General features: G+C 64.7%; 12 protein-coding genes. 4 read left to right on the top strand and 8 right to left on the bottom strand.

From position 1 onward, the window contains the following. Positions 1-6 precede the first annotated feature (6 nt). From cybH to ABLV49_RS10295, 4 genes are read right to left on the bottom strand one after another with little or no spacing between them, the layout of a single operon-like run. A complete protein-coding gene (gene cybH / locus ABLV49_RS10310; RefSeq protein WP_349281511.1) occupies positions 7-747 on the bottom strand; it encodes a Ni/Fe-hydrogenase, b-type cytochrome subunit in 741 nt (246 codons plus the stop codon). A 15-nt stretch (positions 748-762) separates the two neighbouring features. Next, on the bottom strand, positions 763-1,353 hold the full coding sequence (locus ABLV49_RS10305; protein ID WP_349281509.1) for a HupE/UreJ family protein: 591 nt from the start codon (positions 1,351-1,353) through the stop codon (positions 763-765). 41 nt (positions 1,354-1,394) lie between these two features. After that, positions 1,395-3,251 (bottom strand): nickel-dependent hydrogenase large subunit, encoded by a 1,857-nt coding sequence (locus tag ABLV49_RS10300; RefSeq protein WP_349281507.1) that lies wholly within the window; start codon positions 3,249-3,251, stop codon positions 1,395-1,397. A gap of 32 nt (positions 3,252-3,283) precedes the next feature. Further along, positions 3,284-4,378 (bottom strand): hydrogenase small subunit, encoded by a 1,095-nt coding sequence (locus ABLV49_RS10295; protein ID WP_011801365.1) that lies wholly within the window; start codon positions 4,376-4,378, stop codon positions 3,284-3,286. Between the two features lie 185 nt (positions 4,379-4,563). On the opposite strand from ABLV49_RS10295, the gene ABLV49_RS10290 reads away from it, so the two are divergent. Further along, positions 4,564-4,764 carry a hypothetical protein gene (locus ABLV49_RS10290; RefSeq protein WP_349281505.1) on the top strand — a complete coding sequence of 67 codons (201 nt, stop codon included), beginning with the start codon at positions 4,564-4,566 and terminating at the stop codon, positions 4,762-4,764. 76 nt (positions 4,765-4,840) lie between these two features. On the opposite strand, the gene ABLV49_RS10285 is transcribed toward ABLV49_RS10290, so the two are convergent. From ABLV49_RS10285 to ABLV49_RS10270, 4 genes are all read right to left on the bottom strand, one after another. Beyond that, positions 4,841-7,141: a nitric oxide reductase activation protein NorD gene (locus tag ABLV49_RS10285; RefSeq protein ID WP_349281503.1), complete on the bottom strand. Its 2,301-nt coding sequence runs from the start codon at positions 7,139-7,141 to the stop codon at positions 4,841-4,843. Between the two features lie 11 nt (positions 7,142-7,152). Continuing rightward, a complete protein-coding gene (locus ABLV49_RS10280) occupies positions 7,153-7,950 on the bottom strand; it encodes a CbbQ/NirQ/NorQ/GpvN family protein (protein ID WP_349281501.1) in 798 nt (265 codons plus the stop codon). Positions 7,951-7,997: 47 nt separating this feature from the next. Continuing rightward, positions 7,998-9,377 (bottom strand): ribulose-bisphosphate carboxylase, encoded by a 1,380-nt coding sequence (locus tag ABLV49_RS10275; RefSeq protein WP_349281500.1) that lies wholly within the window; start codon positions 9,375-9,377, stop codon positions 7,998-8,000. A 126-nt stretch (positions 9,378-9,503) separates the two neighbouring features. Then, entirely contained in the window at positions 9,504-10,415 is a 912-nt protein-coding gene (locus ABLV49_RS10270; RefSeq protein WP_349281498.1) for a LysR family transcriptional regulator, read from the bottom strand. Positions 10,416-10,555: 140 nt separating this feature from the next. On the opposite strand from ABLV49_RS10270, the gene ABLV49_RS10265 reads away from it, so the two are divergent. Genes ABLV49_RS10265 through ABLV49_RS10255 form a run of 3 tightly spaced genes read left to right on the top strand, consistent with a single transcriptional unit; the run spans position 10,556 to position 13,175 of the window. Then, on the top strand, positions 10,556-11,317 hold the full coding sequence (locus ABLV49_RS10265; protein WP_349281496.1) for an HAD-IA family hydrolase: 762 nt from the start codon (positions 10,556-10,558) through the stop codon (positions 11,315-11,317). 9 nt (positions 11,318-11,326) lie between these two features. Then, complete coding sequence (gene rpe / locus ABLV49_RS10260; protein WP_349281494.1) at positions 11,327-12,037, top strand: ribulose-phosphate 3-epimerase; 711 nt, start codon at positions 11,327-11,329, stop codon at positions 12,035-12,037. Positions 12,038-12,080: 43 nt separating this feature from the next. After that, the gene (locus ABLV49_RS10255; protein ID WP_349281493.1) at positions 12,081-13,175 is read left to right on the top strand and encodes a class 1 fructose-bisphosphatase; all 1,095 of its coding nucleotides are present in this window, start codon (positions 12,081-12,083) and stop codon (positions 13,173-13,175) included. The last annotated feature ends 5 nt before the right edge of the window (positions 13,176-13,180 follow it).

The following is a 13,180-nucleotide window of genomic DNA, read 5'->3' as shown; positions in this document are numbered from 1 at the left end:
GCCTTGTCAGTCTTTGAACGTGCGGTAGCCCGAGATCATGGTGCTGATGACGCTGGAGCGCCCCATGATGTCCTCGCGGATGGCCGCATAGACGTGGACAATCACAAACGACAGCAGCACCCACAGACCGAGGTGATGCAGGGTATGCACATCCTGCGACTGGCCGAACAGCGGAATGATCCAGCCGAACGCCTTGTCCTGCCAGGAGCCGGCCTGCGATCCCTCCGCATACAGCGCGAACCCCGTCAGCACCATGAACACGGCCGTCAGCAAAAAGCTGAAGACCATGGCAAAGCGGGCCAGCGGGTTGTGCCCGACATAGCGGCCCGGCCGTTCGCTGAGGAAGGCATACCACTTGAGCATGCCCAGCACTTCGACCCAGTAGGCGCGCTGGAAAATCGGCACCCAGAACATTTCCCGGGCATGGTGGTTGCCCACGATGGCCCAGTAGATGCGCCCGAGCAGGCCGATGGCCAGCAGATAGCCGGCAGCAAAGTGGGCAAACCGGATGTAGCCCATCACGAAGTGGTCGCTGGCCTCGCCGGGCATGGTCGGCAGCGGCGAGCCGATGAAGTAGCCGGTGACGCCCAGCACCGTGATGGCCAGGGCATTGATCCAGTGCCAGACGCGGACCGGGGCTTCATAGACATAGACCGACTTGATGGACCTCGCTCTGGCGACCTCCATCGCATCGAAATCCGCATCGCCTGATGGCGTGGGCGCAAGGGGTAAAGGGGTGGCGGACATGGCTGGCTTTCCTGTTTACAACCGCGTGGCCAGCATCACCAGGCCCGAACTGCCCAGCAGCGCCGCTGTCAGCTGCGTGGCCCATGACCCCATCGCCTGCAGCCGGATGCCAGCCATCAGGCCCAGCGCATGCAGCACCGCCGAGGCGAGCGCGATGCCCGATGCCGTGACCAGCATGTCCGTGCCCGGAACCAGTTCGCTGCCGTGCGCGCTGCCATGCAGCAAGGCCGCCGCGCCAACCATCAGCAGGCCGGGCACAGCCGGCAGGCGGCGGCCTGCCAGCAGCATGACGCCGAACAGCGTCACACTGATGGCCACGCCGGCTTCGACGCCGGGCAGCATGACACCCGACCAGGCCAGTGCCACGCCAGCGAGCAGCATCAGCAAAAAGACGGCCGGGCCGGCCAGCCGCCGTCCCGCCGGCAAGGCCGCCACCGACCAGGCGCCGACAGCCACCATGGCCAGCAAATGGTCCAGCCCCATGAAGGGATGGGCCAGCGCGTCGGCAAAGCCTGCCGCGCCGTGACCCGGATGGGCCTGGGCCGTACCGGCGGCCAGCACCAGCGCAGCAGCAGTGGCCAGGCGCCGGGAATTGAGTTTGAGCATGAAGGAACTCCTCGAAATGATGGGGTGGGGTGAAGCCGTGCTTACCGGACTTTGACGGAGGTCAGTTCCTGGCCGTCCGGGCTCATCACATGGGTAGAGCAGGCCATGCACGGGTCGAAGGAATGCAGCGTGCGCAGGATTTCCACGGGTTGCTCCGGGTCAGCCACCGGCGTGTTCATCAGGCTGGCCTCGAACGCGCCGATCTGGCCCTTGTGGTCGCGCGGGCTCGCGTTCCAGGTGCTGGGCACCACGCACTGGTAGTTCTCGATGCGCCCGTCCTTGATCTTGATCCAGTGCCCGAGCGCGCCGCGCGGCGCGGCCACCACGCCCACGCCCTTGGCCTCCTTGGGCCAGGTGGCCGGGTCCCATTTCTCGACGTTGGCGGTGGCGACATCGCCGGCCTTGATGTTGGCGACCATTTCCTTGAAGTCGTCCATCATCATCTCGGCGCAGTACTGCGACTCCAGCGCGCGCGCCAGGGTCCGGCCTATCGTCGTCGGCATCAGCTGCTTGACGGTGTACTGCGTTTCCGGTATGCCCAGCGCCTTGGGGAAGGTGTGGTTGATGATCTGGGCGGAGCTGTCGATCTGCTCCTTGACCCGCTGGCAATTCTTGTTGCCCTGCTGGGCGTGCGCGTAGCCCAGGATGTAGCGCGACAACGGCCCGACTTCCATCGCATGGCCGCGCCAGCGTGGCGACTTGACCCACGAGTACTTGGCGCTTTCGTCGATTTCCTGGATGTTGGTGCGCGTGCCCTTGGTCTTTGCGCCCAGAACGTAGTTGGGTTCGGTCACGCCGTCCCAGCCGTGCAGCCCCTTGGTTTCGTCGCCGTACTTGTACCAGCTGTGGGTGACGAATTCCTGGACCTGTTCCGGGTCGCGCACATCGACCGGCAGGATCTGGTCCCAGTTGCCGTTAAGGATCGCGCCGCCCGGCAGCTTCTGGGTGCTGCGGTCGCCCATGACCTTTTCATAGGTGCCGTAGTCCATCACGTTGGTGGCCGCCAGGCCGCCGCCGTAGAGCCAGCCGGCATTCTTGTACAGGGTGCCGATGGCCAGCACGTCCGGAATATAGACGTTGTTGTTGAACTCGATCATCTCCCGGATGCGCGCCTCGATGAAGTTCAGCCTTTCCATGTTGACCGGGGCGCCCGCAGCCCCGTCCTTGTCCAGGTTGATGGCGCAGGGCATGCCGCCCACCAGGTAGTTCGGGTGCGGGTTCTTGCCGCCGAAAATGGTGTGGATCTTGACCCATTCCTTTTGCAGGTCCAGCGCTTCGAGGTAATGCGTGACCGCCATCAGGTTGGCCTCGGGCGGCAGCACATAGGCTTTGCTTCCCCAATAGCCGTTCATGAAGGGGCCGAGCTGGCCGCTTTCGACAAACTTCTTCAGCCGGTTCTGGATGTCGCGAAAATAGCCGGGCGAGGACATCGGGTGGCTCGGCGATACCGTCTGCTGCAGCTCCGAGGTCTTTTTCGGGTCGGCTTTCAGGGCTGACACCACATCCACCCAGTCCAGCGCATGCAGGTGGTAGAAATGCACCGCATGGTCATGCACCTGCAGCGTCTTGGCCATGATCTCGCGGATCAGGTAGGCGTTCTTCGGAATCACGATGCCCAGCGCATCTTCCACCGCGCGCACCGAGGCCAGCGCATGGCAGCCGGTGCAGACGCCGCAGATGCGCTCGACAAACGCCCAGGCGTCGCGCGGATCGCGGCCCTTGAGAATCACCTCCAGCCCGCGCCACATGGTGCCGGTGGAGACCGCGTTGCGGATCACGTTGTTGCTGTCGAGGTTGACCTCGCAGCGCATATGGCCTTCGATGCGGGTCACCGGGTCCACCACCACGCGGCGGCCGGAGTTGTCCATCTTGAAGCCTTGAGTTTCGTAAGCACCCATTTCTAGTCCTTGGTTGTCGTTGGGTTGGCGCGTCAGTGATCGGACAGCGCCGCGTCACTCTTGGGCTTGTCGCTTTTTTGCGTGGCCCGCTTGATGGCCGACACGGCGGCATGCGCCACGGCGGCAGCGCCGACGACGCCGGCCGCAGCGCCGCCGACCTTGTCGGCGTTGGCCTCGATGCCGAACTGGTCCACGCCGGTCAGTCGGTCGTAGAACGAGCCCTTGTCCCAGAAGCCGTCTTCCGAGCAGCCGATGCAGCCGTGGCCGGCCTGGATCGGAAAGCTCGTGCCTTCGTTCCAGCGCGTGGTCGAGCAGGCGTTGTACGTCGTCGGTCCCTTGCAGCCGACCTTGTAGAGGCAGTAGCCCTTGCGCGCCGACTCGTCGTCGAACTTCTCGACGAACTGGCCGGCGTCAAAGTGGGAGCGGCGGTAGCATTTGTCGTGGATGCGCTGGCTGTAGAACATCTTGGGCCGGCCCTGGCGGTCCAGCTCGGGAATCCGGTCGAAGGTCAGCATGTAGGTGATCACGCCGGTCATCACCTCGGCAATCGGCGGGCAGCCCGGCACCTTGATGATCGGCTTGTCGAAGATGACCTTGTGAATCGGCGTGGCCTGGGTCGGGTTGGGCTTGGCGGCCTGCACGCAGCCCCATGAGGCGCACGAGCCCCAGGAAATGATGGCCTTGGCGTCCTTGGCCACATGCTTGAGCTGCTCGATGAAGGGCTTGCCGCCGATGATGCAGCTCATGCCATCCTGGTTCAGGGGCGGGTTGCCTTCGACCGCCAGGATGTAGTTGCCCTTGTACTTGACCATGATTTCTTCAAGGATGGCCTCGGCCTGGTGGCCGGCGGCCGCCATCAGCGTGTCGTCATAGTCGAGCGAGATCATGGACAGCACCACATCCTTGGCCAGCGGGTGCGCGGAACGGATGAAGGACTCCGAGCAGCAGGTGCATTCCAGGCCATGCAGCCACAGCACCGGGGTGCGCGGCTTGGTTTCCATCGCATGGGCGATCTGCGGCACGAAGGACGAGCCAAGACCCAGGGACGTGGCGGTCAGGGAGCAGTATTTCAAAAAACTGCGGCGGGATATGCCTTGGCGGCGCATCACCTCGTAAAAGGTTTCCATTGTGGGATGTCTCCAGTTGCTTCTTGCTCTTTGCCAACCATCCGGATGTTCAATACACCGGATGTCACGTCCTGGCTTCATGCGCAGGCACGTTCTGTTTTGCAATTCACGCGCCAAATAACAAAAACCACGGGAATACCCTGAATACTTGATTTAAGTGCTTGTTTTTATTGAAGAAATAAGCGTTGGAAAAATCACTGTCCAGATTGATCCAGCGGCAGGTGGATAGTTGGCTTGCAGTTACTGGTAACTTTTGCAAGCCATGTATTCAGACGATAGAAACGGCGGTGATGCAGGCGCAGCGTCTCTGCGCTGCGCTTGCCAGCCACCCGGTTTGTCAACCAGAAACGAAAAAAGACACGGAGTTTCCTGCCGTGTCTTTATAGAACTCATTTTTTGATAGCAATCAATGCATATGCAACTTGCGCAAACGGCTGTTTTTATGCGTTTTCTTCCCCCGGATCAGCGTGTCAGGCTGACGAACAGGCGTGTCAGCCGCTCGGGCAGTTGCTCGACCCGGTCCACCACGGTGGCATGCTGGCCAAAGATGTCATGCACATAGGCGTCGGCCTGCGGGTCCAGGCTGATGCAGTGGCTGTGAATGCCTTGCTGGGCCAGCTCCTGCACCGCCTGGCGGGTGTCGGCCACCAGCGCCTGATCGTCCGGCGTGTCCACGTCGGACGGGCGGCCGTCGGTCAACACGAGCAGCAGCTTCTTGTCGCTCGCCTGCGCGCCCAGGGTGTGCGCGGCATGGCGCAGCGCGGCGCCCATGCGGGTCGAATACTGCGCCTGCAGCGCTGCCAGCCGGGCCTTGGGCGCCTCATCCCAGCGTTCGCCAAAGCCCTTGATGTGCTGATAACGTACATCGTGCCGGGTGTTCGAATGAAAACCCGCCAGCGCGAACGGGTCGCCCAGCCGGTCCATGGCCCAAGCCAGCAGGGCCACGGCTTCCTGGCTCAGCGACAGGCGCGTCTGGCCGCTGCCGGGCACGGCGTCGTTGAGCGAATGCGACAAGTCCAGCAGCACCAGCACGGCAATGCTGCGGCCATCGGTGCGGTGGCTCATGAGGATGCGCGGGTCGGGCGCGCTGCCGGCGCGCCAGTCGATCAGCGAACGAATCGCCACGTCCAGGTCGAGTTCGCTGCCTTCTTCCTGGTAGCGGATGCGCACCCGGTTTTGCGGCTTGAGGCGGTCGAGCAGCTGCTGCAACTGGCGCGCCAGCGTGGCATGCCGGGCCAAGAGCGCGTCGATGAACCCGGCATCGCCACGCGGATGCAGCGACTCGTACAGGCTGACCCAGTCGGGCCGGTAGCTCTGGCTGGCCGCGTCCCACTCGGGGTAGTGGCGCGGCGGCAGGCCGGGCATTTCCTGCTCGGCGGGCGGGCAGGGCTGGTCAAAGCTGTCTTCCTCGTCGCCCGCTTCGATGAAGCGCCACAGGTGGCGGTTGTCATCGCGGTAGCTGACCACGGTGTTATCAAAATGAACGCGCGCCAGCTGGTCGCTCTGGCGGCGGGTCCGGGTCGCATGCTGCAGCGCCAGGGTTTGCATGGCCTGCGTGCTGGAATCCTGGCCTGGCGTGAGCAGCGCATGAAAGGCGGCCACGCAATGGTTCAGCGCCGCATCGGCGTAGTCGTGGGCCGGATCGAGCAGGGCGCGTGACAGCATGGCCAGCCGGTGGCGCAGGCAACTCATCGTTTCGGGGTCGCAAGCGCCTTCAACCGGGCGCGGATGCAGGGCCAGCATCACGTATCGCAGCCCCGGATAGCGGCGCAGCAGCAGGTGGTCGATGCGGGCATCTTCCAGGCATTCGATGGTCAGGCGCTGCAGCGGGCTCAGGTTGTCGGCCAGCAGCGGCTGGCTCCAGCGGCGGTGCGCTGCCAGGTGCGCCACGGCGACGCGGTAACGGTCGAGCCCCGCAACGCCGTTCAGGTCGTCGTACACATCGGGCAGGCACAGGCTGTCGCTCGGGGTCTGGTGCGTGCTCCACGGGGCCGGGGCGGTGGCGTTTTCCAGGCCGGTGGCATAGGCGCGCAGCGGTGCCGGGTCTTGCCACAGCGCGCGCAGCAGCAGCTCCAGCTGGCGTTCCACATCCACCAGCAGCGTGCCGTGGCGCTCGCGCTGCAGCACGGCGCGGCTGTCGGGCAACTGCAGGGCGAAATAGTCGCGCTGGTGTTCGGGGTGGTTCAGGTAATGGCGCACGCCGTAATCGGCCCAGCGCGCCAGGCCACTGACGGTGAGCACACCCAGCAGGCGGGGCGCCTGCGCCAGCAGCACCGGCAGGCCGGGGCTGGCAAAGGTGGCGTGGTGGCCGTGCAGCGACACCGTGGTGCGCGCCATCATGCCGGCGACGGTGCGCAGGTAGTGGCGCAGCGGGTCGCTTGCGTGCAGGCGGCGCGCCACGGCCGGCAGGGTTTGCAGCAAGGGCGCCATGGCGCCGCTGTTGGGCGACTTCTGCATCGCCTGCAGCAGGGCGGCCACGTCGGCCAGCAGGCTTTCGGCGGCGCGGTCGCCAGCGCCCAGCGTCTGCACGACCTGCGGCCATGCCTGCAGCAGCGCCAGCACGGGTTCCGGCCCCCGGCCCATCTTGCCCAGCGCACGGGCGCAGTCCAGCCAGGCATCCAGCCCCGCCGGGCTCAGCAGGCGGGCGGCTTCCTGCAGGCAGTCGGCGAGCACCGCCTGCACCGCCGGGAACGGGCAATCGAGCCGGGCGCGCCAGGCTTCGAACTGCGAAGGCATCCCGGACAGATCAGGTAAACCGGCCACGCTGCCCACCTTCAGCCAAACACCGCGTCAACCGCGTGGTCCAGCGTCTGGCGGATGTCCGCGTCGTCGGTGATCGGGCGCACCAGCGCCATGCGGCAGGCCTCGACCGGGTTGACGCCGCCCACCATCAGCGTGGCGGCATAGACCAGCAGCCGGGTGGAAATGCCTTCGGTCAGCCCGTGGCCCTTGAGTTGGCGCGCGGCGTGGGCGATCTGCACCAGTTGCCCGGCGCGGGCCGCGTCCAGCCCGGTTTCCTGGCTGACGATCTGCGCTTCGAGCGGCGCGGGCGGGTAATCGAACTCGAACGCCACGAAACGCTGCTTGGTCGAGGGCTTCAAGTCCTTGAGCAAACTCTGGTAGCCGGGGTTGTAGGAAATCACCAGCTGGAAATCCGGGTGCGCATGCAGCAGTTCGCCCTTCTTGTCCAGCGGCAGCTGGCGGCGGTGGTCGGTCAGCGGGTGGATCACCACCGTCGTGTCCTGCCGCGCCTCGACGATTTCATCGAGGTAGCAAATCGCCCCCTGGCGGGCGGCCAGCGTCAGCGGACCATCCTGCCAGCGGGTTCCGCCGGCATCTAACAGGTAGCGGCCCACCAGGTCGGAGGCCGTCATGTCCTCGTTGCAGGCCACGGTGATGAGCGGGCGCTCCAGCCGGTGCGCCATGGCCTCGATGAAGCGCGACTTGCCGCAGCCCGTCGGCCCCTTGACCATCACCGGCAGGCGCGCGGCATAGGCCGCCTCGAACAGCGCCATCTCGTTGCCCTGGGGCTGGTAGAAGGGCGCGTCATGGGAGTGGATTGAAGTCATCATGTGGGGCTGGCCTGGTGGGGTCGTCGCGGCATGCTTTTTGGCGTCTTTCAGCGGTGGCTTCCCAGCTTGTCGCGCCAGCCGGGAAACAGCATGTCGGCGTCGCCGGGGAAGGAGGCGAAGGCGCGGGCAAATTCCGGATGTTCCTTGGCCCATTCAATCGGGTCGGCCTTGGCTTTCCAGCATTCATACGCCTGGCGCAGCGACGTGGCGCCGGCGGCCGGGCTGTCGATGTGGCCGTAGGCGCCGCCGCCGGAGGTGTTGATGACGTTGCCGTGGCCCAGGTTTTCAAAGAAGCCGGGCAGGCGCAGCGCATTCATGCCGCCGGAGATGATCGGCGTGGTCGGCTTCATGCCGTACCACTCCTGGTGGTAGGCCGGGCCGGTGTAGCTGTCGCGCTCGATGATGTAGGCGATGGCGCGGTCGTCGTTGCTGCCCTCCATCTTGCCGTAGCCCATGGTGCCCACATGGATGCCCGATGCGCCCTGCAGGCGGCTCATCTTGGCCAGCACATAGGCGTCGTAGCCGCGCTTGGCGCTGGGGCTGGTCACGGCGCCATGGCCGGCGCGGTGGTAGTGCAGGTACTGGTTCGGAAAAGCCCGGCGCGCCGTGGTGATCATGCCCGGGCCGCCCACATAGCCATCGACCAGGAAGGCCACCTTGTCGGCGTCGGGTCCGAAAGTGCGCAGGATGTAATCGCCCCGGGCCAGCATTTCATAGTGGTCGTCGGCGGTGATGTTGGCCGAGAACAGCTTGGCCTCGCCGGTCTCGTCCATGGCGCGCTTCATCGCGTCATAGACCAGCGGCATCACCTTGTTCATCGGCGCAAAGGTCTGGTTGCCCTGCGGCTCGTCGTTCTTGATGAAGTCGCCGCCCAGCCAGAACTGGTAGGCCGCCTGCGCGAACGGCTCGGGGCGCAGGCCCAGCTTGGGCTTGATGATGGTGCCGGCGATGTAGCCGCCATCCTTCACCGGGCGGCCCAGGATGCGCCACATATCGGAGATGTCCTTGCTCGGACCGTCGAACAGCTGGATGGCGCGCGGTGGCATGAAGAAGTCGTAGATCTTGGCATGCTGGATGTCGCCCATGCCCTGGTTGTTGCCGATCACCAGCGTCAGGAAGGACACGATCATCATGCGGCCATCGGTGATGTTGCGGTCGAACAGGTCCATCGGAAAGGCGATGCGCATTTCCTCGGTGGCCTCGTCGATCAGGTACACCAGCGCATCCACGCCCTTGGTGAACTCGTCGGTGGTGGAGACTTCGACGTTCGTGCCGGTGGACGACTCGGCGGCAAAGTGGGCGGCGGCTTCCAGGTAGCCGTGGCCCGCCTTGGGCTTCATCTTGTAGGCGACCAGAATGTGCCGGCCTCCGGCAATCAGGTCTTCTTCCTTCAGGCTCAGGTCGGCGTAGCGGTTCGATTGGTCCATGCAAATTCTCCTGTGGTGTGGTGCGATGAACCAGACTATAGGGAGGACCATTCATCATTAAAATTCAAATTTATTTCTTGTCTGATCAGTTTTTTCTGATGATTTTAGGAAGTCGCTGCTGCCGCCTCAGCTCCACGAGTCCATCAGCGCGCCGCCCTGTTCGACCAGGAATTCCTTGAAGGCCAGCGCGGCGGGCGAGAGTTTTTTCTGGCTCAGGTGCGTGATGTACCAGTTGCCGACCAGCGGCGTGCCTTCGATGTCCACCAGCGCGATGTAGCCGTGGGCCAGCTCGTGGCGCATGGTGCGCCGCGACAAAAAGCTCAGCCCCATGCCCGCCATCACCGCCTGCTTGATGGTTTCGTTGCTGGGCATTTCCATCACCACGTTCAGCGGCGTTTTTTGATCGGCAAACAGCCGCTCCATGGCCGCGCGCGTGCCCGAGCCCTGTTCGCGCACCACGAAACCGTGTTCGCCCAGTGCGGAAAACGGCAGGGTCTTGCGGCGCACCAGGGCATGGTCGGGCGCGGCGACGATGCTCAGCGGATTGGTCGCAAACGGCGTGGCCTCGCAGTCCAGGTTGCCGGGCGCGCGGCCCATCACCACCAGGTCGGCCTCATAGCGCGCCATCATGCCCAGGATGTTTTCGCGGTTGTCGATGCGCAGCTGGATGTCGATGCCCGGATACAGCTTCCTGAAACGCACCAGCAGCATGGGCACGAAATACTTGGCCGTGCTGACCACGGCCAGGTCGATGCGGCCCTTTTTCATGCCCACATGCTCGGCCATCAGCGCTTCCAGATCCTTGAACTGGCCCAGCGCGGCAATCGCATGGCCCAGAAACGCCTCGCCCGCATGCGTCAGCTGGATGTTGCGGCCCAGCGGTTCGATCAGCGGCAGGCCAAACGCGTCTTCGAGCTGGCGTATCTGCATCGACACCGCCGGCTGGGTGACGAACAAGCGCTCGGCCGCCTTGGACACCGAGCGCTGGCGGGCGACCTCGACGAAAGTCTGCATCTGCTTGAGGGTGTAGGGGCGCATGGGCCATGCCTTTCAATAATCAGTTTTTTCTGATGATAGATGAATAAAAGGTGATTGGAATTTATGGGTTTGCGCCATTAAAGTTTATTCACCGGGGCTGGACAACAGTCCCATTCCCACCAATCCGTTGAAAGAAGCCCATGCCTGCCAGTGAACTGCAAGCCCTGATTTTTGATGTCGATGGCACCCTGGCCGACACCGAAAGCGCGCACCGCGCAGCGTTCAACCAGGCTTTTTCCGCCATGGGGCTGGACTGGTTCTGGGACGAGGCGCTGTACACCCGGCTGCTCGACATCTCGGGCGGCAAGGAGCGCCTGCTGCACCACTGGCGCCAAGTGCAGCCGGACCTGCAGGACATCGGCGGCGCCGGCGTGCGCGACACCATCGCCCGCCTGCATGAATTCAAGACCGCCGCCTATGAACGCGCGGTGCAGGACGGCGCGGTGCAGCTGCGCCCTGGTGTGCTGCGGCTGATCGAGTCGGCCAGTCAGGCAAAGCTGCGCCTGGCGATTGCCACCACGACCTCGCCGGTCAACATCGCCGCGCTGCTACGCAAGGCCATCGGCCCGGACTGGAAGCAGTATTTCATGGTGGTCGAGGACGCATCGACCGCGCCGATCAAGAAACCGCATCCGCAGGTCTATCTGCAAACTTTGGCGCGGCTGCATCTGCCAGCCGCCAGCTGCCTGGCTTTCGAGGACTCGTCCAACGGGCTGAGGGCGGCCCTGGCGGCCGGGCTGGCCACGCTGGTCACGCCCAACGGCTTCACCGCCCACCACGACTTCACCGGCGCGCTGCGCATCCTGCCCACGCTGCAAAGCGTGACGCTGGCGCACCTGCACGCCTGGCATGCCGAGGCGCCGGCCTGGCGCCTTGCTTCTTCCCTGTTTCCGTCCGCCTGAAAGCCCGCCATGAATGCCTTGATCCCTGCCGCCGACTTCCCGCGCATTGCCCCGTCCATTTTGTCCGCCGACTTCGCCCGCCTGGGCGAGGAAGTGCGCGCCATCGAAGCCGCCGGGGCCGCCCTGGTGCATTTCGACGTGATGGACAACCACTACGTGCCCAACCTGACCATCGGCCCGCTGGTCTGCGAAGCCATTCGCCCGCACGTCAAGATCGGCATCGACGTGCACCTGATGGTCGAGCCGGTCGATGCCTTGATTCCGCTGTTTGCCAAGGCCGGCGCCAACCTGATCACTTTCCACCCCGAGGCCAGCCGCCATGTGGACCGCACGCTGCAGCTGATCCGCGACCACGGTTGCAAGGCCGGCCTGGCCCTGAACCCGGCCACGCCGCTGGCCTGGATGGACCATGTGATGGACCGGCTCGACATCGTGTTGCTGATGAGCGTGAACCCCGGCTTTGGCGGGCAGCAATTCATTCCGTCCACGCTGGCTAAGCTGCGCGAAGCGCGCCGCCGCATCGACGCCCACACCGCAGCCGGGGGGCAGCCGATCTGGCTGGAAGTCGATGGCGGCGTGAAGACCGGCAACATCGGCCAGATTGCCGCAGCCGGCGCCGACACTTTCGTGGCCGGCAGCGCCGTGTTCGGCAGCCCGGATGCCGATGGCGGCTACCACCGCGTGATGCATGAACTGCGCCGCGCCGCCCGGGCCAACTGATCAGATCAGATTTTCATAATTTCAACAATCGAGGAGACACACCATGCCATTGAACAAACGCTTCACGCTCACGCAGTACCTGATCCAGGAGCGGCGCCGCTTTCCGGATGCCCGGGGCGACTTCAACGCCCTGATCCTCGACGTGGCCCTGGCCTGCAAGGCCATTGCCCGCGCCGTGGCTTTCGGCGAACTCGGCGGCATGCTGGGCAACCACGATGCGGACGCGGGCGGCTCCATCAATGTGCAGGGCGAAACCCAGAAAAAGCTCGATGTCATCAGCAACCAGTATTTCACCCGCATGAACGAATGGGGCGGCCACCTGGCCGGCATGGCGTCGGAAGAAATGGACGACGCCTACCAGATTCCGCCCGAGCATCCGCGCGGCAAATACCTTCTGGTGTTCGACCCGCTCGACGGTTCGAGCAACATCGACGTGAACGTGTCGGTGGGCAGCATCTTTTCTATCCTGCGCGCGCCGCAGGAGGCGGTGGAGAGTGGCCGCGACGTGGTCGAAGCCGACTTCTTCCAGCCCGGCGCCGAACAGGTCGCCGCTGGCTACGCGCTCTACGGCCCGACCACCATGCTGGTGCTGAGCGTGGGCAACGGCGTCGCCGGCTTCACGCTCGACCCGATGCTGGGCGAGTTCATGCTCACGCACGACAAGCTGCAGGTGCCCGAGAACACGCAGGAATTTGCCATCAACGCTTCGAACAGCCGCTTCTGGGAGCCGCCCGTCAAGCGCTATGTGGACGAATGCCTGGCTGGCAAGACCGGGCCACGCGACAAGGACTTCAACATGCGCTGGATCGCCAGCATGGTGGCCGAGGCGCACCGCATCCTGATGCGCGGCGGCGTGTTTTTGTACCCGCGCGACAGCAAGGACGCGGCCAAGCCGGGGCGGCTGCGCCTGCTCTACGAGGCCAACCCCATCGGCTTCATCATGGAGCAGGCCGGTGGGCGCGCCAGCACCGGCCGCGAGCCGATGCTGGGCGTCCAGCCCACGTCGCTGCACCAGCGCATCGGCCTGATTTTCGGCTCGAAAAACGAGGTCGAGCGTATCGAGCGCTACCACGCCGAACCGGCCAGGGCCGAAATGCACAACCCGCTGTTTGCCGAGCGCAGCCTGTTCCGCAGCTGATTTGC

The organism is Polaromonas hydrogenivorans (assembly GCF_040105105.1).
Lineage (GTDB): Bacteria > Pseudomonadota > Gammaproteobacteria > Burkholderiales > Burkholderiaceae_C > Polaromonas > Polaromonas hydrogenivorans.
Note: the sequence above shows the minus strand (reverse complement) of the source record. Positions and strands in the feature narration are given on the sequence as shown.

Excerpts from the sequence above, each read along its gene's own strand:
- cybH (WP_349281511.1), bottom strand. The coding sequence starts at position 747 with ATGTCCGCCACCCCTTTACCCCTTGCGCCCACGCCATCAGGCGATGCG.
- ABLV49_RS10305 (WP_349281509.1), bottom strand. The coding sequence starts at position 1,353 with ATGCTCAAACTCAATTCCCGGCGCCTGGCCACTGCTGCTGCGCTGGTG.
- ABLV49_RS10300 (WP_349281507.1), bottom strand. The coding sequence starts at position 3,251 with ATGGGTGCTTACGAAACTCAAGGCTTCAAGATGGACAACTCCGGCCGC.
- ABLV49_RS10295 (WP_011801365.1), bottom strand. The coding sequence starts at position 4,378 with ATGGAAACCTTTTACGAGGTGATGCGCCGCCAAGGCATATCCCGCCGC.
- ABLV49_RS10280 (WP_349281501.1), bottom strand. The coding sequence starts at position 7,950 with ATGATGACTTCAATCCACTCCCATGACGCGCCCTTCTACCAGCCCCAG.
- ABLV49_RS10275 (WP_349281500.1), bottom strand. The coding sequence starts at position 9,377 with ATGGACCAATCGAACCGCTACGCCGACCTGAGCCTGAAGGAAGAAGAC.
- ABLV49_RS10270 (WP_349281498.1), bottom strand. The coding sequence starts at position 10,415 with ATGCGCCCCTACACCCTCAAGCAGATGCAGACTTTCGTCGAGGTCGCC.
- ABLV49_RS10265 (WP_349281496.1), top strand. The coding sequence starts at position 10,556 with ATGCCTGCCAGTGAACTGCAAGCCCTGATTTTTGATGTCGATGGCACC.
- rpe (WP_349281494.1), top strand. The coding sequence starts at position 11,327 with ATGAATGCCTTGATCCCTGCCGCCGACTTCCCGCGCATTGCCCCGTCC.
- ABLV49_RS10255 (WP_349281493.1), top strand. The coding sequence starts at position 12,081 with ATGCCATTGAACAAACGCTTCACGCTCACGCAGTACCTGATCCAGGAG.